Source organism: Streptosporangium sp. NBC_01755, from assembly GCF_035917995.1.
GTDB lineage: Bacteria > Actinomycetota > Actinomycetes > Streptosporangiales > Streptosporangiaceae > Streptosporangium.
Map to the genome: position 1 here is coordinate 4,762,972 of NZ_CP109131.1, position 18,792 is coordinate 4,781,763.

At 66.8% G+C, this 18,792-nt stretch carries 19 protein-coding genes; 12 read left to right on the forward strand and 7 right to left on the reverse strand.

The genetic code is table 11. The features are described from left to right. Positions 1–65: 65 nt before the first annotated feature. Positions 66–599, reverse strand: coding sequence for a GtrA family protein (locus OG884_RS22900; RefSeq protein WP_326635986.1), 534 nt, complete (start codon positions 597–599; stop codon positions 66–68). Between the two features lie 461 nt (positions 600–1,060). On the opposite strand from OG884_RS22900, the gene OG884_RS22905 reads away from it, so the two are divergent. Next, on the forward strand, positions 1,061–2,218 hold the full coding sequence (locus OG884_RS22905; protein ID WP_326635988.1) for a 5-(carboxyamino)imidazole ribonucleotide synthase: 1,158 nt from the start codon (positions 1,061–1,063) through the stop codon (positions 2,216–2,218). Between the two features lie 75 nt (positions 2,219–2,293). Then, positions 2,294–2,797 carry a 5-(carboxyamino)imidazole ribonucleotide mutase gene (gene purE / locus OG884_RS22910; RefSeq protein WP_326635990.1) on the forward strand — a complete coding sequence of 168 codons (504 nt, stop codon included), beginning with the start codon at positions 2,294–2,296 and terminating at the stop codon, positions 2,795–2,797. A gap of 114 nt (positions 2,798–2,911) precedes the next feature. On the opposite strand, the gene OG884_RS22915 is transcribed toward purE, so the two are convergent. The 3 genes from OG884_RS22915 to OG884_RS22925 form a co-directional block, all read right to left on the reverse strand. Then, a complete protein-coding gene (locus tag OG884_RS22915; RefSeq protein ID WP_326635992.1) occupies positions 2,912–3,214 on the reverse strand; it encodes a hypothetical protein in 303 nt (100 codons plus the stop codon). Further along, positions 3,211–3,762: a SigE family RNA polymerase sigma factor gene (locus OG884_RS22920; RefSeq protein WP_326635994.1), complete on the reverse strand. Its 552-nt coding sequence runs from the start codon at positions 3,760–3,762 to the stop codon at positions 3,211–3,213. The genes OG884_RS22915 and OG884_RS22920 overlap by 4 nt, the downstream gene beginning before the upstream one ends. 62 nt (positions 3,763–3,824) lie before the next feature. Next, positions 3,825–5,357 carry a sodium:solute symporter family protein gene (locus OG884_RS22925; RefSeq protein WP_326635996.1) on the reverse strand — a complete coding sequence of 511 codons (1,533 nt, stop codon included), beginning with the start codon at positions 5,355–5,357 and terminating at the stop codon, positions 3,825–3,827. A gap of 162 nt (positions 5,358–5,519) precedes the next feature. Between OG884_RS22925 and OG884_RS22930 the strand changes: the two genes are divergently transcribed. The 7 genes from OG884_RS22930 to OG884_RS22955 all read left to right on the forward strand — a co-directional run bounded on the left by OG884_RS22930 (position 5,520) and on the right by OG884_RS22955 (position 11,050). Next, a complete protein-coding gene (locus tag OG884_RS22930) occupies positions 5,520–5,774 on the forward strand; it encodes a DUF3311 domain-containing protein (protein ID WP_326635999.1) in 255 nt (84 codons plus the stop codon). 121 nt (positions 5,775–5,895) lie between these two features. Continuing rightward, complete coding sequence (locus tag OG884_RS22935) at positions 5,896–8,073, forward strand: carbon starvation CstA family protein (protein WP_326636001.1); 2,178 nt, start codon at positions 5,896–5,898, stop codon at positions 8,071–8,073. Further along, positions 8,070–8,255 (forward strand): CstA-like transporter-associated (seleno)protein, encoded by a 186-nt coding sequence (locus tag OG884_RS22940; RefSeq protein WP_326636003.1) that lies wholly within the window; start codon positions 8,070–8,072, stop codon positions 8,253–8,255. Before OG884_RS22935 ends, OG884_RS22940 begins: the two co-directional genes overlap by 4 nt. Positions 8,256–8,480: 225 nt before the next feature. Then, on the forward strand, positions 8,481–8,894 hold the full coding sequence (locus OG884_RS37580; RefSeq protein WP_442811739.1) for a DUF3311 domain-containing protein: 414 nt from the start codon (positions 8,481–8,483) through the stop codon (positions 8,892–8,894). Beyond that, positions 8,891–10,540, forward strand: coding sequence for a monocarboxylate uptake permease MctP (gene mctP / locus OG884_RS22950; protein ID WP_326636006.1), 1,650 nt, complete (start codon positions 8,891–8,893; stop codon positions 10,538–10,540). The genes OG884_RS37580 and mctP overlap by 4 nt, the downstream gene beginning before the upstream one ends. Before the next feature lie 100 nt (positions 10,541–10,640). Continuing rightward, positions 10,641–10,829, forward strand: a complete 189-nt coding sequence (locus OG884_RS37585) for a Scr1 family TA system antitoxin-like transcriptional regulator (RefSeq protein WP_442811507.1) — start codon at positions 10,641–10,643, stop codon at positions 10,827–10,829. Continuing rightward, positions 10,814–11,050 (forward strand): DUF397 domain-containing protein, encoded by a 237-nt coding sequence (locus OG884_RS22955; protein WP_326636007.1) that lies wholly within the window; start codon positions 10,814–10,816, stop codon positions 11,048–11,050. Before OG884_RS37585 ends, OG884_RS22955 begins: the two co-directional genes overlap by 16 nt. A gap of 160 nt (positions 11,051–11,210) precedes the next feature. Here the strand turns inward: OG884_RS22955 and OG884_RS22960 are convergent, their stop codons facing one another. Together OG884_RS22960 and OG884_RS22965 are read right to left on the reverse strand one after the other, a co-directional pair. Beyond that, positions 11,211–13,961, reverse strand: a complete 2,751-nt coding sequence (locus OG884_RS22960) for a DNA methyltransferase (protein ID WP_326636008.1) — start codon at positions 13,959–13,961, stop codon at positions 11,211–11,213. A 15-nt stretch (positions 13,962–13,976) separates the two neighbouring features. Then, on the reverse strand, positions 13,977–14,261 hold the full coding sequence (locus OG884_RS22965; protein ID WP_326636010.1) for a hypothetical protein: 285 nt from the start codon (positions 14,259–14,261) through the stop codon (positions 13,977–13,979). A gap of 187 nt (positions 14,262–14,448) precedes the next feature. Between OG884_RS22965 and OG884_RS22970 the strand changes: the two genes are divergently transcribed. After that, on the forward strand, positions 14,449–14,553 hold the full coding sequence (locus OG884_RS22970; protein ID WP_442811508.1) for a DUF397 domain-containing protein: 105 nt from the start codon (positions 14,449–14,451) through the stop codon (positions 14,551–14,553). A gap of 785 nt (positions 14,554–15,338) precedes the next feature. Here the strand turns inward: OG884_RS22970 and OG884_RS22975 are convergent. After that, positions 15,339–16,640 (reverse strand): UDP-glucose dehydrogenase family protein, encoded by a 1,302-nt coding sequence (locus OG884_RS22975; protein ID WP_326646970.1) that lies wholly within the window; start codon positions 16,638–16,640, stop codon positions 15,339–15,341. Between the two features lie 163 nt (positions 16,641–16,803). Here OG884_RS22975 and OG884_RS22980 point away from each other — a divergent pair, with 163 nt between their 5' ends. Further along, on the forward strand, positions 16,804–17,967 hold the full coding sequence (locus OG884_RS22980) for an acyl-CoA dehydrogenase family protein (RefSeq protein ID WP_326636011.1): 1,164 nt from the start codon (positions 16,804–16,806) through the stop codon (positions 17,965–17,967). Between the two features lie 232 nt (positions 17,968–18,199). Then, positions 18,200–18,733 (forward strand): hypothetical protein, encoded by a 534-nt coding sequence (locus tag OG884_RS22985; RefSeq protein WP_326636014.1) that lies wholly within the window; start codon positions 18,200–18,202, stop codon positions 18,731–18,733. Positions 18,734–18,792: the final 59 nt, after the last annotated feature.

The following is an 18,792-nucleotide window of genomic DNA, read 5'->3' on the forward strand; positions in this document are numbered from 1 at the left end:
TCCTGGTGAGGCAGGGGCGGCTGTCCTGGTGAGGCAGGGGCGGCGGCGAGATTCTCCTCCGGGTCCTAGCGAGGCAGGGGCGGTGGCGAGTTCTCCTCCGTGCTCTTGTTCAGCAGGTACACGTGGCCGTTGACCTGGCTCTTCGACGCCATCGGCAGGTCCGCGTCGGCACCGGGCAGGAAGACCCACTTCTTGTACGACCAGAATCTGAACAGGGTCCCGAGGGCGGTGCCGGTGAGCATGGCGATGTTGTAGCTCAGCGCGTCCTGCAGGTCCAGGGTGTAGGTCACGAAGCCGATCACCAGCACTGAGATCAGCAGGCCGATGGCGTTGAGCACGAAGAACAGGAAGTATTCGCGGGCCAGACCGCTCTGCTCCCGGTGCCTGAACGTCCAGTAGCGGTTGCCGAGGTAGGCGAAGGTGGCCGCGATGATCGTGGCGATGACCTTGGAGGTGAGCGGTCCCCAGTCGAGGCCGAACCGGAGCAGGTTGGTGCCGCCCGCGTCGATCACGAAGGCGACCGCCCCGATCGTGCCGAACTTGGCCAGCTCTCGCGCCAGCTCGGCGAGCCGCCGGTAGGCGTGTCGGAGAAACTCCACGTTTCCTGCACGGTCCTTTCGGGGGTCGGCCACTGATCCGCCACGGAGGAGGCCCTCGAACACTGTCGAGCCAGGTTACCGGTGCCCGGCCGCGATTCGCGCGACGTGGCTCCGGTGGTCCACATAGCCGCTATCAGGCGCTATTTCAATAAATATCGCATAACGTCGACTAAATCGGCGCGTCCGAGGTTACGCTAATCCGGTAGATCACGGAAAGCTTCTGGAAAATCGTGATCGGTCCTGACGGACTGCCGTACGCGTCGGCCACTACCCCGGGGATCAACCCTTGCGCCGCCGACTCCTCGCTCTGATCCTCGGTCTGTCGACGATGACCGGTTGCGGCGCGCAGAGAGACATGCGGGGCACCGTCCCCGAGGCGGAACCCTCACCAGCCGCTCCCGGTCCCTCCTCCTGTCATCCGGCGGCCGTCCCCGTATCGCGTGACGGTAAACTCAACCCCCGTGAGCAGCCCTTCCTTGGCCAGTCCCATCGGACCCGTCGTCGGCGTGATCGGAGCGGGCCAGCTGGCCCGGATGACCCAGCAGGCGGCCATCGCCCTCGGCGTCGAGCTTCGGGTCCTGGCCAACTCCTCGGACGAGAGCGCCGCCCGCGTGATCGCCGACGTGCGCCTGGGCGACTACCGGTCCCTGGCGGACCTGCGTGACCTCGCCAAGGGGTGCGACGCGATCACCTTCGATCACGAGCACGTGCCCACCGAGCACATCCGTGCCCTGGTCGAGGACGGCTTCGCCGTGCACCCCGGCGCCGACGCGCTCGTACACGCCCAGGACAAGGCGGTGATGCGCGAGCGGCTGACCGAGATCGGCGCCCCGTGCCCGCCCTGGCGGCGGGTCGGGACGGCCGCCGACGTCGAGGAGTTCGCCGCGGAGAACGGCTGGCCGGTCGTGCTCAAGGCGATCAGGGGTGGGTACGACGGGCGCGGCGTCTGGATCTGCCGCTCCGCGGGCGATGCGGCCGAACCCCTGGCCTCCGGGGTGCCGCTGATGGCCGAGGGGTTCGTGCCGTTCGAGCGGGAACTCGCCGTGCTGGTCGCCAGGTCGCCGCACGGCCAGGGCGTCAGCTACCCGGTGGTGGAGACCGTCCAGCGTGACGGCATCTGCGTCGAGGTCCTCGCCCCCGCCCCCGGCCTCGATCCCGAGCAGGCCGCGGTGGCCCAGCGGATCGCCCTGAACATCGCCAAGGAACTGGGCGTGACCGGGCTGCTGGCCGTGGAGATGTTCGCCACCTCCTCGGGCCTGGTGGTCAACGAGCTGGCCATGCGCCCGCACAACAGCGGTCACTGGACGATCGAGGGGGCCCGCACCTCCCAGTACGAGCAGCACCTGCGCGCGGTCCTCGACCTCCCGCTCGGCTCGCCCGCGCCGGCCGCCCCCGTTGTGGTGATGGCCAACCTCCTGGGTGGCGACGACTCCGACATCTTCTCCCGGTACGAGCACGTGATGGCCCACGACCCGGGGATCAAGATTCACTTCTACGGCAAGGAAGTGCGGCCGGGGCGCAAGATCGGCCACGTCACCGCGCTCGGCACCGACCTGGAGGAGGTCCGCGCGCGCGCCCGGCACGCCGCCGTCTACCTCACCGAGGGAAGATACACCTGAGCCACCGTACCGGCGGCGGGCCACGGCACCACCAAGAACGCGTGCGGCCTTCTGGCCGCGAGGCAGGGAGAGAAGATGACCACCGTTGGCATCGTCATGGGCAGCGACTCCGACTGGCCGGTGATGAGACTCGCCGCCGAGGCGCTGGCCGAGTTCGGGGTGGAGTTCGAGGCCGACGTGGTCTCCGCGCACCGAATGCCCGAGGAGATGATCGCCTACGGCGCGCAGGCAGCCGGGCGCGGGCTGAAGGTGATCATCGCGGGCGCCGGGGGAGCCGCCCACCTGCCGGGCATGCTCGCCTCGGTGACCCCCCTGCCGGTGATCGGTGTCCCGGTCCCGCTGAAGTACCTCGACGGCATGGACTCCCTGCTCTCGATAGTCCAGATGCCCGCCGGGGTCCCGGTCGCGACGGTCGCCGTCGGCGGCGCCCGCAACGCGGGACTGCTGGCCGTACGGATCCTCGCCACCGCCGACGAGGAACTGCGGACGAAAATGGAGGCGTTCCAGCTCGCCCTTAAAGATCAGGCCCACGCCAAGGGCGCCAGACTCCGCGCCGAGGCCGCCCAGCTAGGTGCCTGATATCGCGATCTTTGCCCGATAGCTTGAGACGTGGTGGAGGGCACCCCGGTGCCGGACATCAGGCTCTGCCCGCGCGGATTCGGGCAGCGTGGGACTGTGCGGGCCTGGCCTCGATCACCCCACCGGGAGGTATCGCAGGTCGACGGCAGGCGGTGCGTGCGACCTGGCCGGGACCGGCTCCCCGGGGGCGATGCGCGACTGGTCCTGGTACTGGTTCAGTGCCCACAGCCCCACGATGTCGGCGATCGTGAGGACGAGCACCACGAGGATGGCCAGGATGATCCGGCGTCTGCGCTCGCGCCGCCGCCATTCGCCCTGGACCCGGCGGTAGGCGTCCGGGGCCGGCTGGACGCCGTTGGCGAGTTTGTCGAGAACCTCACGCAACTGATCCTCGGTGCTGGCGGGGCCGGTCGTCATCGTCGCTCCTGCATGATCTTGGTGAGAGTGGCCATGCCCCGGCTGGTGTGCGCCTTGACCGCACCGCAGGAGATGCTCATGGCCTCGGCTATGTCACTTTCGCGTAGACCGAGCCAGTAGCGTAGGACAAGGGCCTCTCGCTGCCGAGTCGAGAGCCGCTGCAGGGCCTCGGTGAGCGCCTTCTGATCGTCGTGGAGCAGGGCGACGCTCTCAGCCGACCGTTCCAGGCCCGTGGTCCAATCCGTGTGCTTGCGGATGACCTGCAGGTGGCGAAGTCTCATGCGGGTCAGGTTGCAGACCACCGAGCGCAGGTACGGCAGGGCGGCCTCGGCCGAGCGCAGCCGGTTCCAGCGGCGGTGCAGCTGACAGAACGCCTCGGCGACGATGTCCTCCGCGTCGTCGGCGCCGAGCAACACGGCCAGCCGGAGCAGACCGGTGTAGTGCGTCTCGAACAGCTGGGTCAGGGCGGCCTCACGTCCCGTGTCCGGCGAGCCGGGTGCCTGCGGTCCCTCGGCGGACGGCCCGTCCATCCGTGCCGGGGGCGGCATGTCAACCGATACGGAGCCGGATTCGACGAACGTCGTTAATGGTGCATGTGGCCGGATTCCGGTCATATGATCGTCTCCGCTTCGGGGGGGATGGGGACCGGAGAGCTCGGTTTCGGAACGTGTGATCTGCCCACTCGGTTGAAGAGCGGGGTCAGCGTCACGACGACGGCGAGATTCAGTGTCATGGCGACCACCGCGGCGTATGCCTGCACCTCTTGGCCGCCCACGCCCAAGGGCACCAACGAGGAGAATCCGCTGTGTACCACCAGGAGGGTGCCCGCGGCCATGCCGCTCATCCACCCGACCAGTAATGCTCGGGGATGCAGGCGGCGGGTGAACACCCCGAGGGCCACGGCGGGGAAGGTCTGCAGGATCCAGACGCCGCCCAGCAGCTGAAGATTGATGGCGTCCTGGTTGCGCAGTCCGAACACGAAGACGACCGCCCCGACCTTGGTGCTGAGCGAGACCATCTGGGCGATCCGTGTCTGGTGCTTGGGCGTGGCGGTCGGATGGAAGTACTCGACGTAGATGTTGCGGACGAACGAGGTCGCCACCGCGATCGACATGACCGCCGCCGGTACGAGCGCGCCCACGACGAGAGCGCCGAAGACCAGACCGGTGAGGGCGGCGGGCATCAGGTCCTTGACGAGCAGGGGGACGGCGGTCTCCGCGCCGGTGGACGGGGCCTGGATGCCCGCCGCGAGCGCCGCGACGCCGAGCATGGCGAACAGCCCGAGCACCGCCGTCCACAGGGGCAGCGCCACCACCGCGCGGCGCAGCGTGTCCGGGCCGGACGCGGCGAAGGCGGCCGTCAGCACGTGGGGGTACATCAGCAGGGCGAGGGCCGAGCCGAGAGCCAGGGTGGCGTAAACGGGGAACTGGCTCGGATCGAGCGTCAACGTGGCCTGGGTCGTCTCCCCGCCGGACAGCGCGCGCTCCGCGCTGTCGAACATCGGCCCGGGCCCGCCGAACCGGTCGAGGACGAGGAAGGAGACGGCCAGGATCGAGCAGAAGACGGCCGCGCCCTTCATCAGCGAGATGATCGCCGGCGCGCGCAGCCCGTGCCGGTAGGTCGACACGGCGAGGACCGCGAACACGGCGACCAGCGCGAGGTCGCCGAGCACCCCCCTCGGATACAGGCCGACGGCGGCCAGGATCGAACGGATGCCCACCAGCTGCAGCGCGATGTAGGGCATGGTCGCCAGCACACCGGTCGCCGCGACGACCAGGGCGAGGGTGGGGGAGCCGTAGTGTCCCCGGACGAAGTCGGCGGGGGTGATGTACCCGTGCCGGCGTGCCACCGACCAGAGCCGGGGCAGCAGCACGAACGCCAGCGGGCACATGATCACGGTGTACTGCAGGGCGAAGAACCCGAGCGCACCCGTGCCGTACACCAGGCCCGGTACGGCGGCGAATGTGTAGGCCGTGTATATCGTCCCGCCGAGCAGGAACCACGTCGTCGGGGTGCCGAACTGGCGGTGCGCCAGCGCCCAGTCCTCCAGGGTGGGCAGTTCGGGAGCAGGCCGGAACCAGCGCGCGGCGACCGCGAGCAGAGAGGTGCTGCCGAGCACGACGAGGAACGTCGCCGTACTCATCGGATCGATCATCGGCCACCGTCCACTACGCCGGGCAGTACCCCTAGGTTGCGTAGTCCGCACAATCGGTTGACACGAAACCTCCCCGAAATCTGTGTAAACCAGACCGGACCTGTCGACAACCCTTGCAACAAGAACGCGGGAACATTCCGGAGGACAACGATGGTGAAGCCGACACGGCGGGCGCGACGTTTCGCGGCCGGTATCTGTCTGGCCCTGCCCATCGTGGCACTCCTATGGGTGCCCTGGTATTCCCATGACGCGCCGCAGCTGGCCGGGATGAAATTCTTTTTCTGGTACCAGCTCATCTGGGTGCCGGGGAGCGTGGTGTTCATGGCCATCGCCTACGTCCTGAGACGTGGCGCGGATCGCCCGCCTCGCGATCGTCATCCCACCTGCGACCGGCATCGCCGGTAGTACCGACCACGTCACTCCGTTCGGATCTCCGGGCGACTTTTCCCCTCGTAGTACCGAGCTGTTCTGCCATGTGTAGTACCGAGCTGTTCTGCCATGCCCTGAGTTCAGGAGGATCACACCCATGTCCGAAACCGGCACCACGAAATCGAGGTCGACTCCCAAGTCGATACTCATATGGACGACGGTCGCCCTGGTGGGCGCGGCCGCCTGGGGGGTCATCGCCCTGTCCCAAGGAGAGGAGATCTCGGCGATCTGGCTGGTGGCCGCCGCCCTCGGTTCGTACGCGATCGCCTACCGGTTCTACTCCCGGTTCATCGCCCGCCGGGTGCTCGGCGTCGACGACCGCCGCGCGACTCCCGGCGAACGGCTGGACAACGGGATCGACTACCAACCGACCGACCGGCGGGTGCTGCTCGGCCACCACTTCGCCGCCATCGCCGGTGCCGGGCCGCTGGTGGGCCCGGTCCTCGCCGCGCAGATGGGATACCTGCCGGGGACCATCTGGATCATCGTCGGGGTCATCGTGGCCGGGGCGGTCCAGGACATGGTCACCCTGTTCTTCTCGATGCGCCGCGACGGCAAGAGCCTCGGCCAGATGGTCCGGGACGAGATCGGCCCGATCGGCGGCGCCGCCGCGCTGATCGCGGTGTTCGCCATCATGATCATCCTGCTCGCGGTCCTCGCCCTGGTCGTGGTCAGCGCCCTCGCGCAGTCGCCCTGGGGCACGTTCTCCATCGCGATGACCATCCCCATCGCCCTTTTCATGGGCTTCTACCAGCGCGTTCTGCGGCCGGGGCGGGTCATGGAGACCACGGTCATCGGGGTCGTGCTCCTGCTGCTGGCCATCGTGGGCGGCAGCTGGGTCCAGGAGTCGGCCTGGGCGGACGCCTTCACCCTCAGCCCGCAGACCCTTGTCATCTGCCTGGTGATCTACGGGTTCCTGGCCTCCGTCCTGCCGGTGTGGATGCTGTTGGCCCCACGTGACTACCTGTCGACGTTCATGAAGGTCGGGACGATCGGGTTGCTCGCGGTCGGTGTGATCATCGTGGCGCCCCCGTTGCAGAACGAGGCGATCACCAAGTTCGCCGTCAGCGGTACCGGACCGGTGTTCGCCGGGTCGCTGTTCCCGTTCCTCTTCATCACCATCGCGTGCGGCGCCCTCTCGGGCTTCCACTCGCTCATCGCCTCCGGTACCACCCCGAAGATGATCCAGAAGGAGTCGCAGGTCCGTCTGATCGGCTACGGTGCGATGCTCATGGAGTCGTTCGTCGCCATCATGGCGCTGATCGCCGCCTGCGTGCTGGACCCCGGTCTGTACTACGCGATGAACGCTCCCGCGGGTCTGCTCGGCACCTCGCCGGAAAGCGCCGCCGCCGCCGTGGCGAAACTGGGCTTCACCATCACCCCGGACGATCTGCGCGCCGCGGCGGCGGCGGTCCAGGAGAGCAGCGTGATCGCTCGTACGGGCGGGGCACCCACGTTCGCCGTGGGGATCTCGGAGATCCTGTCCGGAGTCTTCGGCGGCGCGGCCCTCAAGGCCTTCTGGTACCACTTCGCGATCATGTTTGAGGCGCTGTTCATCCTGACCACCGTGGACGCGGGCACGCGTGTCGGACGTTTCATGTTGCAGGACATGCTCGGCAACATCTGGAAGCCGATCGGGCGTGTCAGCTGGAAGCCCGGCCTGTGGGGCACCAGCGCGGCGGTCGTGCTGGCCTGGGGCTACTTCCTTTACACCGGTGTCACCAACCCGCTGGGTGGCATCAACCAGCTCTTCCCGCTGTTCGGCATCGCCAACCAGTTGCTGGCCGCGATCGCGCTGACCCTCTGCACCACGCTCCTGATCAAGTCAGGCAAGCTCAAGTGGGCGTGGGTCACCGGCATACCGCTGGCCTGGGACCTGGCGGTGACGCTGACCGCCAGCTGGCAGAAGGTATTCCACGATGACCCCAAGATCGGCTTCTTCGCCCAGCGGGAGCGGTACGCCGACGCGCTGGCCGAGGGGAAGGTGATCGCGCCCGCCAAGAACCTCGACGACATGCAGGCGGTCGTCGTCAACTCCACCGTAGACGGCGTGCTGGCGGCGATGTTCGCGCTGCTGGTCATCATCGTCCTCGTCAACGCCGTGGTCGTGTGCCGGCGCGCGATACGGTCCCGTGACCTCCTGTCGACGGCAGAGGCGCCCTACGTCGAATCCAGCATCGTGGCACCCGCAGGGTTGTTCGCCACCGCGGCGGAACGGCGCGAGCTGGCCGAGGTGGGGGCGGGGAACAACGGAGCGGACAGCGAGCGATCATGACCGTGGCTGCACTGCTGCGCTTCGCCCGCTGGTACCTGCGCGAACTCACCGGTTCCGGTGAATACGACCGGTACCTCGCCCAGCACCGATCCCATTCGCACTCGCCGCCGCCATCACGGCGGGAGTTCGAGCGGCGCCGATCCGACCTGCGGGAGAAGAGTCCCGGCATCCGGTGCTGCTGAGGCGGGATCCGTCACCGTATCCGCGCCATCCTCGCCGGCCCCTCCCGCCCGTTCGCCCACCACATTAGGGTGAGCGGGCTGGAGGGGGCCGGCGTCCTGTCCTACCTCGGGGGAGACGACGACACTTCAGGAGACGACGTGGCAGCTCCATCGTCACCGCCGGCCCGGCCGGTCAGGTCCAGGACCTCAAGCCCCTGGGCGAAGCTGAGCACCGTGGCGCTGTGGATGCCCTTCCCGGCGCTGCTCTGGGTCGGAGGTTACGCGGGTGCGGAGCCACGGCTGCTCGGCTTCCCATTCTTCTACTGGTACCAGTTCCTGTGGGTTTTCCTGTCCGCCGGCCTCACCTGGTGTGCCTACCTCCATACGACCCCCACCCGCCCCACCCGCCCCACCCGCCCGGCGCGCACCGGCGCGCACCGGCCCGCCGATCGCGGAGAGCACGCCGACCGCGGAGACCACGCCGATCACGGAGGCCGCGCTGATCGGGGAGGCCGCGCCGATCACGGAGACCACGCCGACCGCGGAGGCCGCGCCGATCACGGAGGCCGCGCTGATCGGGGAGGCCGCGCCGATCACGGAGACCACGCCGACCGCGGAGGCCGCGCCGATCGGGGAGAGCGCGGAGAGAGACTCCGATGAACCGAGACGACATCGACATGACCGCTCTCACGGTCCTCGTGATCTTCTTTCTGATCGTCACTTTCATGGGGTTCGCCGCGGTCCAGGGCAGGAAGGGCCGCCACATCACGGGCACCGTGAACGCGCTGGACCAGTGGGGGCTGGCCGACCGGGGCTTCGGCACCCTCTCCTCGTGGCTGCTCCTGGGCGGCAACATCTACACGGCCTACACGTTCATCGCGATACCGGCGGCGATGTTCGCCTCGGGCGCGGTGAGCGGCTTCTTCGCCGTCCCCTACACCATCATCGTGTATCCGTTGATCTTCATTGTCATGCCACGCCTGTGGTCGGTGGCCCATCGTCACGGCTATGTCACTCCCGCCGACTTCGTGCGCGGCCGCTACCGGAGCAGGGGGCTCGCGCTGGCGGTGGCCCTGACCGGACTGCTGGCCACCCTGCCCTACATCGCGCTGCAACTGGTGGGGATCCAGGCCGTGTTCGAGGTGCTCGGCCTCGGGAGCAGCAACCCCCTCATCAACGACCTGCCTCTCGCCGTCGCCTTCACCGTGCTGGCCGCCTTCACCTACGTCAGCGGGCTCCGGGCACCCGCGCTCATCGCGGTCCTGAAGGCATTTCTGCTGTGCCTCGTCGTGACGGCCGCGTTCGTCGTGCTGCTCCATCGGCTGGGCGGCTTCGAGGCGATCTTCGCCTCGGCCCAGGAGAAGATGGCGGCGCCCGACCCGAAGACGGGGCGGCCCACCGGGGTCTTCATTCCGGGAGAGAGCGGCTTCTGGCCGTACGCCACGCTGGCTCTCGGGTCGGCGATGGCACTGGTGGTGTACCCCCACACGGTCACCACCGTGCTCGCGACAAGAAGCCGCGACGTCGTGCGCCGCAACGCCGCACTTCTGCCGGCCTTCACGCTGGTTCTCGGCCTGTTCGCCCTGCTCGGCTTCTTCGCGATCGCGGCCGGTACGCGCCCTGTCGGCGTGGACGGTCAGTTCAACCCCCAACTCGTGATCCCGCAGCTCTTCGCGGACCTGTTCCCGAGCTGGTTCACCGGCATCGCCCTGGCCACCATAGTCATCAGCGCACTCGTACCCGCCGCGATCATGTCCATCGCCGCCGCCAACCTCTTCAGCCGTAACGTCTATCGCGAATTCATCAGGCCGGGCGCGAGCTCCCAGGAGGAGCTGCGCGTCTCCAAGGTAGCCTCCCTTCTCGTCAAGTTCGGGGCGCTGGTCTTCGTGCTGTTCCTCGACAGGAAGTTCGCGCTGGACTTCCAGCTCCTCGGCGGAATCTGGATCCTGCAGACCTTCCCGGCGATCGTGGTCGGGCTCTACACCCGCTGGTTCCACCCCGGAGCGCTGCTCATCGGCTGGGCGTTCGGCATGGCATACGGCACCGTCACCGCCTACGGCATCGTCAACCCCGGAACCGGCAGGCACTTCAGTGGATCGCTCGCGGAGATCCCGGTCATAGGCGACGGCCGTCTCGGCTACATCGCCCTGACCGCCTGCGTACTGAACGCGGTCGTCAGCGTGGCCGCCACCTTCGCGTTCCGCGCGGCGAAACGGCCGGCGGGTCGCGACGAGACCTCGGCCGACGACTACCACGCGGACGTCGACGACCCGAGCGTCGAACCCCTCCGGGAGCTCATCCGGTGACGGGGACTCCTGGCTGCCGGCGGGCTGTCCGAAGGCTCTCCGGCCGTCCAGGCGAGGCTTTCCACGCGTTTTTATACGAGGTCTGGGAGCGGTACCGATATTGGAGACCTGCCGGGGCGGTCCGGATACTGTGTATGTGGACCGCGCCGTCGAAGGGCATGTCACCGACCATCCCCGAGACGTCGCTTGGATCTGCACCCGTTTTGAAGAGCTCCGCACGGAGGCCCTGCCCCCGCGAGCGGGCATCGACCTCTTGACGAAGGTGATGGACACATGGACGCGGACCTGAGCAATGCCGTCTGGCGCAAGGCGGCTCCGGGGGGCGACAGCGGTGAGGACTGTGTCGAGGTGGCCGTGATCGACGACCTCGACGAGGGGCACAAGGCCGGAGCCGGTCCGCTCTACGTGCTGCGCGACTCCAGGAACCCGGACGGCCCGAAGCTGTTCTTCACCCGCTCGGAGTGGGACGCCTTCGTCGGCGGCGTGAAGCTCGGCGAGTTCGACAACTGACAGAGCCGGGAGCCGGGGGCCTCGGCTCCCGGCTCTGAGGGATGTCCGGGGCTTGATCGGACATATTCCGGGTGCCTCCTGGTGGCCCAGAGGAAGCATTCAGAGCCGGTGCGATGTGTGTCGTCATCGTGGTGAAGACACACATCGCACCGGAAAACGCTCAGACTCCGATGTCCAGCGTGCCCTGGTCGTCCCGGGAGCCGAACGGCTCGTACGGGCGCTGACCGGTGGCGATCTCCTTGTTGAGCTGGAGCAGTCGGCTGACGATCTCGTCAGGATTTTGGGCCACGTTCTTCGGCCAGCCGTACGCGGTGGCAACAGCCTCGTCCAGCTCCCGATGAAGCGCCTTGAGGTCGGCGTAGGCACCTTCATCGACCAGGTTGTAGAGCCGTGTCAGCCCGAAGTTCTCCGCCGCGCAGATCTCCTGCCGCCGCTTGACCATTTTCTGCGCCGCCTGCGCGATCCGTTCCCTGATCTCCCCACTGATCGGATCCGGCCAGGGAAAGGTCATGAACACCGTGGTCGGGGTGTAGCGGATGTCGCCTTTCAGCGTCGATGATCTAGCCCATGCCCATGCGGCATGCGCAGATGATGAGAGAATTCCCATTGTGCAGTCATCATCGAAGGCGAACACATTCGTGAGATCGCTGGGGCAAGTCCATGCGTCTGTCCATGAGAACAGCGGCCGCTTACCCACGCGAATACCTGTTATGTAGCGGCTCTTGCCGTCCAGTGAATTGCGCATGTCGACGCGGGGACGCTCGAACTGCCACCACAGCTCGCGAAGGCGCTTGTCAGTTTTGGTTTCCCGAAAAGATTTTACTCGCTCGCGAACGATTTTTTCGGCAGAGGGGTACTTGAGCACCTGCTCCAGAGGGCGTTGTCCGAAGTCAATGATCCAACGGCGGGGGTGCTGCTTGGGGTCATGGGCGATGTCGTCGCCAATAAGGTACGGGCGAACAACTTCCCGATAGTCGGCCTTTTTGTCAGAAAGAATTGTTTCTGCCTCATGGTCCGAAAGAATAAAGTCCCCATTGGGGATCGGTCCTTGGAAACAGTAGCCTTTGCTTGAGGCAAGTATTTGTGCCTCCCCAGTGGAATCTTCCGTCGAACGCAACTCGGCGGTGATCCCCGACACCGGCTGACCATCAAGCAAAAATTCGGCCGGTGGGGACTGCGGGCGCTTGACCCAGGAGGCCAGGCTGACATGGACCTTGGCCTCGCCTGGCCATTTCTGGGTCGAGACCGCATCGGTGATCACGCCGCCATGAGCGGTGATGTATTCCAGGCTGGCCGATCGCGCCCGGTTCTGGGAGATCGAGTTGGTGCCGACGAGGCCCGCGCGCTGGCCCGGCTTCAGATGGTCGTGGGTCTTACGGAACCAGTAGACGCAGTAGTCCTTGATGCCGGTCTTGAAGGTCCGTTGCAGCCACTTCATCGTCTCGTCGCCCAGCGAGGCGCGGAGCTGCTGAGAGCCCAGGAACGGTGGGTTGCCGATCACACAGTCGGCCTCCGGCCAGGTCACGCGCAATGCGTCGTTGCGCTGGATACCGGGAAGCTCGGGCAGCGGCAGGGGATTCTCAGCATGGCCGAATCTCTCGATCATCTGCCGCTGGCCCATCCACAGGGTGAGGCGGGCGATCTGGACGGCGACGCCGTTCACCTCGATGCCAAGCATGTTGCGCAGCGGAACATACGGCGGAACGCCAGGTGGCACCGGAAGCCCGGTCTCGTCGGCCAGGCGCACCATCCGCTGCTTGAGCTCGTACTCCAGGGCGCGCAGCTCACGGTAGGCGACGTAGAGGAAATTGCCGCAGCCACAGGCGGGATCGAGGATTCGGAACTCGCACAGCTCGTCGAGCACCTGCCGGGCCTCGGCCGGGGTCGTCGTCGCCTCGATCCGCTCGGTCCACGGCCGTACGATCACAGGGCGGACGATCTTCATGATGTCCGACTCGTGGGTGTAGTGCGCACCGAGCTCGTGGCGCCCCTCGTTGCTGAGGAAACCCTCCATGAGGGAACCGAAGATCGTGGGGTTGACCTCTCGCCAGTCGTATCCGCACGCTTCGAGAAGGATCCTCAGCTCCCCCTCCACCAGGTCGATCTTGGCGGGTCTGGCGAAAAGGTCGCCGCCCGCGTACTGGGTCCCCTTGAGGAGGCTGGTACGGGGCCGGTAGTCGGGGTCGCCGAGAGCGTCGAACAGGCTTCCCAGGGTGATGTAGGTGTTCCACACCTTCGGATGGTCGAGCACTGCCCTCGCGAGGTGCTCCATGGCATGTCCCCGGAGCATCCCGCAGTCTTCGGCGAACATGACCCAGACGGTCTGGAGGACGAACGCGCCGATCTTCTCCCGTGAGGCCGCCTGCCGGGACACCATGCTCTGGTAAAGCTTCGCCATGGTGGTGGCGGCCTGGGTGGTCAGGCTCCGGTCGGCGATGTCGAAGATCGGCTCTTCGCTAGGACCGGCGAGGAACAGCAGGGTTTCGTACTTGTCGGGAAGCTCGTCGAGCGACAGGACCGCCCGAGGAGCCTTCGGATAGCGCCCAGGCTCCCATACCTCGAAGCGGTGGAAGGCGCAGAGGACCACGTAGGGTGGCGCCGGGCGGTTGGTGTCGGAGTCGGACGACTCCCGCCAGTAGGTCAGGGCCTGTGGGCGGTGCTGGTCGAGACGGCCGGCCTGTCCAGGAGCCTTCATCTCGATGATGCAGACGTCGCGCCAGTAGAGGTCCATGAAGCCCTGCGAGGACTGGTTGTCCTCAAGCGTGGCGCCGACCGCTCTGCGATCGCTGCCGTAGCAGGCGAAGAGATCGTTCAGAAAGGTCTGGGCCTCCGACCGCTCGGTGCCCTGGAAGTCCTTCCAGCGAGAGACGAAGTCCCGTAGGGCGGACTGGATCTCTTCACCACTGCGCAACGCCGCCTCCTGGCATCAGAACATCCGCTGCTGGTCGCCCCCGAAGTAGGTGGACTGGAACAGCTCCTTGCGGATCGCTTCCAATCTGTTGATCGCCGTGTCGAGTGCGACCACCAGGTTGGGATTGTCTACCGTGCGACTGACATTCTTGCGCGCCGCGTCCGCACGCCGGATGGCATCTTCGATTCCCGATATGGTCCCGGAGATCTCGCCCATCGCCTGCTCGTCGGCGTACTGCGCCGGGGATCGTACGTCGGCGGAGTTGTCGATCAATGGCCTCAGTTCGGGCGGCTGCTTCACGGTCTTCCCCCTCATGCTTGTCGAGCGGTTTCACCATATCTGGGAACCTCGGCTCACTTCGCGCACACGACCCTCATGTTCCCCCAAGGCGACCACCCGCCCCGGACCGGATCACTGTTGCCGCGCGGCCCGTCCGAGGTGAGTGTGACCACGGTCGACGACCTCGACGAGGGGCGGTCCGCTCTACGTGCTGCGCGACTCCAGGAACCCGGACGGCCCGAAGCTGTTCTTCACCCGCTCGGAGTGGGACGCCTTCGTCGGCGGCGTGAAGCTCGGCGAGTTCGACAACTGACGGAGTCAGGCCTGAAGACCCCCGTCCGGGACGGGGGTCTTTTCGTTCGGCGGTCCATGGCGGCCGGTCCCGGCCCGGTCTTTCCGGTCCGGGTGGCCGGGCCTGTACTTCTTCCTCACCGACTTCTTCGGCGACGTGGCCGATGTCCGCATGGAGGCCAATCTGGCCTTCCGGGTCTGTGTGTCCGGGTCCTGCCTGGCTCCTCCAGTGCGATTCTTTTCCCTGGCCTTGAAGGGGGAGACGCTCCCGCGACCCGTGCCTCCGGAATCCGGATATCCCGCTCTGACCTGGGCAAATGTCCGATCGGTCGTGAAAGCCGGGCCTGAGGGGGCCGGCCATGCGCGTGAGATCGACCGCGTGTTTTTTGAAAACACAATATTCCCCAAAAGTATTCTTATACTAAATTGGGGGTGTTTTTATGAGCTTGTGTGGATATGGCGAATATTGTGATTATTGGTGGATTCGGAGGATTGACATGAGGAGGGCTTATGAACTTCAACATGATCTTTCCTGGGGCGGGCCGGGCCGAATGCTGTCGCTGGAGGCGCCGCTGGCGTCGCCGCCGCTGGCGCAGGCGTTACTGGGACTGGTGGTGGTGAGCGCGGCACGGTGCGGAGCGGCGAGGTTCCCGGACGGTCGACGAGGTTCCCGGACGGTCAACGCGCATTCGAACGGGTTCCCGGCACATGCCGGGAACCCGTCGCCGTGTTCGGAGACGGTTCGCGCCGTACTCCCACTCTGAGGATCCTCCCGGTGACCGACGCAAGGGCGGAGGAACAGTGCGGTCAGGGGCGGCCGAGTGCGCGGTAGTGCCAGCCTGAGGCTCGCCAGGTTTCGGCGTCGAGGGCGTTGCGGCCGTCGACGATCTTGCGGGAGGCCACGACGGAGCCCAGCTCCTCGGGATCCATGGTGATGAACTCCTGCCACTCGGTCAGCAGCAGCACCACGTGGGCGTCCCTGGCCGCCTCCAGGGCGGAGATGCCGTAGGAGAGCCCGGGGTGGGCCCGGCGGGCGTTCTCCTGAGCGACGGGGTCGTAGACGGTGACCCGGCCGCCCTGCTCGCTGATCTTGACGGCGACATCCAGGGCGGGGGAGTCGCGGATGTCGTCGGAGTTGGGCTTGAACGCGGCGCCGAGCACGGCGACGGTGCAGTTGCGGAAGGAGCCTCCGGCCAGCTCGCGGGCCAGGTCGACCATGCGGGCCCGGCGGCGCATGTTGATCGCGTCCACCTCGCGCAGGAAGGTCAGCGCCTGGTCGGCGCCGAGTTCTCCGGCGCGGGCCATGAAGGCGCGGATGTCCTTGGGCAGGCAGCCGCCGCCGAAGCCGAGCCCGGGGTTGAGGAACTTGCCGCCGATGCGGTCGTCGAAGGAGAGCGCCAGGGAGAGCTGCTTGACGTCGGCGTGCGCGGCCTCGCAGACCTCGGCCATCGCGTTGATGAAGGAGATCTTCGTGGCGAGGAAGGCGTTGGCGGCCACTTTGACCAGCTCGGCCGTGGGATAGTCGGTGATCACCATCGGGATGTCCATCTCCAGCATGGAGGCGTACACCTCCCGCATGACCTTCTCCGCCCTGTCGGAGGCGACGCCGAGCACGATCCGATCGGGGTGCAGGGTGTCCTTCACCGCGAAGCCCTCGCGGAGGAACTCGGGGTTCCACGCCAGCTCGGCGCCCGCGCCGATGGGGGCCAGCTGTGCGAGTTTGTCGGCCAGGCGCTGGGCGGTGCCGACCGGAACCGTGGACTTGCCGACGACCAGGCACTCGCGCCTCAGGTGAGGGGCCAGTGACTCGATCGCGGCGTCCAGATAGGACACGTCCGCCGCGTACTCTCCCGGCTTCTGGGGGGTGCCCAGGCACAGGAAGTGCACGTCTCCGAAGGCCGCGGCCTCCTCGTACGAGGTGGTGAAGCGCAGCCGCCCGTTGGCCAGGTTGCGCCGCAGCATCTCCTGCAGGCCCGGTTCGTAGATGGGCAGGTCGCCGGCCTGTAGGCGGCCGATCTTCTCCGCGTCCACGTCGAGGCTGAGGACTTCGAAGCCCAGCTCGGCCATGCAGGCGGACGTCGTCGCACCGAGGTATCCGGTTCCCACCATCGTCAGGCGGTAGGCCACTGGTGCTCCTTTCGGTTCTGCCCGATTATTTGCCGCCAGAGTATCGGCATCTAACACTTCCACTTTGCCACCTGCGTAAACGTGGAGGGGTATACCACATGGGGTGGAGCGCTCCAGCGTTTGTTGGACGTCCTACTATTTCCCTATGAGCTACCCTCTCTACGCACTACCCGAGGAGCACCAGATGCTCCGCGAGACGGTCCGCGCCCTCGCCGACGAGAAGATCGCCCCTCGCGCCGCCGAGGCCGACGAGACCGGGGAGTTCCCCTCGGACGTATACAAGGCCCTCGTCGCGGCGGACCTGCACGCCGTGCACATTCCCGAGGAGTACGGCGGCGCCGGTGCCGACGCGCTCGCGACGGTCATCGTCATCGAGGAGGTGGCGCGGGCCTGCGCCTCGTCCTCACTGATCCCCGCCGTCAACAAACTCGGGACCGTCCCGCTGCTGCTGTCGGCCTCCGAGGAGCTCAAGCAGCAGTACCTTCCACCGGTCGCGCGGGGTGACGGGATGTTCTCGTACGCCCTGTCGGAGGCGGAGGCGGGCAGCGACGCCGCCGCCATGAAGACCCGCGCGGTCGCGGACGGCGACCACTACGTGCTCAACGGCGCCAAGATGTGGATCACCAACGCCGGTGTGTCGGACTACTACACGGTGATGGCCGTCACCGAGCCGGGCGTCGGGGCCAAGGGCATCTCCGCGTTCGTCGTGGAGAAGGCCGACGAGGGCGTCAGCTTCGGTGCCAAGGAGCGCAAGCTCGGCATCAAGGGCTCCCCGACCCGCCAGGTCATCCTGGAGAACGTGCGGATTCCCGCCTCCCGGATGATCGGCGACCCCGGCACCGGTTTCAAGACCGCCCTGGCCACCCTGGACCACACCCGCATCACCATCGCCGCCCAGGCGCTCGGCATCGCCCAGGGCGCGCTGGACTACGCGATCGGCTACATCAAGGAGCGCAAGCAGTTCGGCAAGGCCGTCGCCGACTTCCAGGGCGTCCAGTTCATGGTCGCCGACATGGCGATGAAGCTGGAGGCCGCCCGCCAGCTCACCTACGTCGCCGCCGCCAAGTCCGAGCGTGCCATGCACGGCGAGCCTCAGGCCGACCTCACCTTCATCTCCAGCGCCGCCAAGTGCGCCGCCTCCGACGCCGCCATGGAGATCACCACCGACGCCGTCCAGCTCCTCGGCGGGTACGGCTACACCAGGGACTACCCGGTCGAGCGCATGATGCGCGATGCCAAGATCACCCAGATCTACGAGGGCACCAACCAGATCCAGCGCGTGGTGATGGCCCGCCAGCTGCTGAAGTAGGGCCTGAACAGCGGAGGTCCGGTCCGGGCGAGGCTCTCGGACCGGACCTCGCATGTGCCGTTACAGGGCCGGCGGGAGACGGTCCACAGCAGGTCGGCCACACCGCAGAACAGATGCGGCGGTACATGAGTGACCATCTGCCCCCTCATTACTCATCGATCGCACTGTGCGATAATTCCACAGTTAGGCAGCTTTGGCCTTTCCCCCGGGCTAAGTGACGGAAGGGACAGGTATGGAGATCACGCCACAAGCAGTCGTCATCCCCAAGGAGACCGACCACCTCGAACAGGGGAAATACGGTCCCATCTTTCCGAAGACGCCCGCGTGCTACGGGTTCACCATCATCGCGAGGGTCAAGCCCGGCCGGGCCGGCACCATCCGCGACTACGGTTACACGCTCGCCAAGGCGCTGGAAGCCGATCCGCATATCCTCGCCCCGCTCAAGCTGCACTACCTGCGCTGGGTGCTCTTCGACGACGACACGCGATTCATGTACCAGGGGATCTTCGACACCGACTTCGACAAGTACACCGAAGACGCCATCGCGCTCTTCTCGCAGGCGGGGGTGAACACGGCCTTCGAGAACCTGGAGGGGTTCCCCGAGGACTGGAAGACCAACCCTGACGCGTTTGTCAGGTTCGTCCGTGAGCACCAGTGCCCGAGCTTCATCGAGTACGGGGAGTATCCGTACTTCACCGCCGACGAGATCAAGAAGGCTTTGCGGATCAAGGGCGCTCTGTCGGAGATGCTCGATCAGCTGCAGTGAGTTCATCGGAGGTGCTCGATCGGCTGCAGTGAGTTCATCGGAGGTGCTCGATCGGCTGC

What these genes read in the sequence shown, in the direction of transcription:
- OG884_RS22935 (WP_326636001.1), top strand. Translation starts at nt 5,896, where the DNA reads ATGTCCGAAACCGGCACCACGAAATCGAGGTCGACTCCCAAGTCGATA.
- mctP (WP_326636006.1), top strand. Translation starts at nt 8,891, where the DNA reads ATGAACCGAGACGACATCGACATGACCGCTCTCACGGTCCTCGTGATC.
- OG884_RS22985 (WP_326636014.1), top strand. Translation starts at nt 18,200, where the DNA reads ATGGAGATCACGCCACAAGCAGTCGTCATCCCCAAGGAGACCGACCAC.
- OG884_RS22915 (WP_326635992.1), bottom strand. Translation starts at nt 3,214, where the DNA reads ATGACGACCGGCCCCGCCAGCACCGAGGATCAGTTGCGTGAGGTTCTC.
- OG884_RS22930 (WP_326635999.1), top strand. Translation starts at nt 5,520, where the DNA reads ATGGTGAAGCCGACACGGCGGGCGCGACGTTTCGCGGCCGGTATCTGT.
- OG884_RS37580 (WP_442811739.1), top strand. Translation starts at nt 8,481, where the DNA reads ATGCCCTTCCCGGCGCTGCTCTGGGTCGGAGGTTACGCGGGTGCGGAG.
- OG884_RS22925 (WP_326635996.1), bottom strand. Translation starts at nt 5,357, where the DNA reads ATGAGTACGGCGACGTTCCTCGTCGTGCTCGGCAGCACCTCTCTGCTC.
- OG884_RS22980 (WP_326636011.1), top strand. Translation starts at nt 16,804, where the DNA reads ATGAGCTACCCTCTCTACGCACTACCCGAGGAGCACCAGATGCTCCGC.
- OG884_RS22940 (WP_326636003.1), top strand. Translation starts at nt 8,070, where the DNA reads ATGACCGTGGCTGCACTGCTGCGCTTCGCCCGCTGGTACCTGCGCGAA.
- OG884_RS22975 (WP_326646970.1), bottom strand. Translation starts at nt 16,640, where the DNA reads ATGGTGGGAACCGGATACCTCGGTGCGACGACGTCCGCCTGCATGGCC.
- OG884_RS22955 (WP_326636007.1), top strand. Translation starts at nt 10,814, where the DNA reads ATGGACGCGGACCTGAGCAATGCCGTCTGGCGCAAGGCGGCTCCGGGG.
- purE (WP_326635990.1), top strand. Translation starts at nt 2,294, where the DNA reads ATGACCACCGTTGGCATCGTCATGGGCAGCGACTCCGACTGGCCGGTG.
- OG884_RS22920 (WP_326635994.1), bottom strand. Translation starts at nt 3,762, where the DNA reads ATGCCGCCCCCGGCACGGATGGACGGGCCGTCCGCCGAGGGACCGCAG.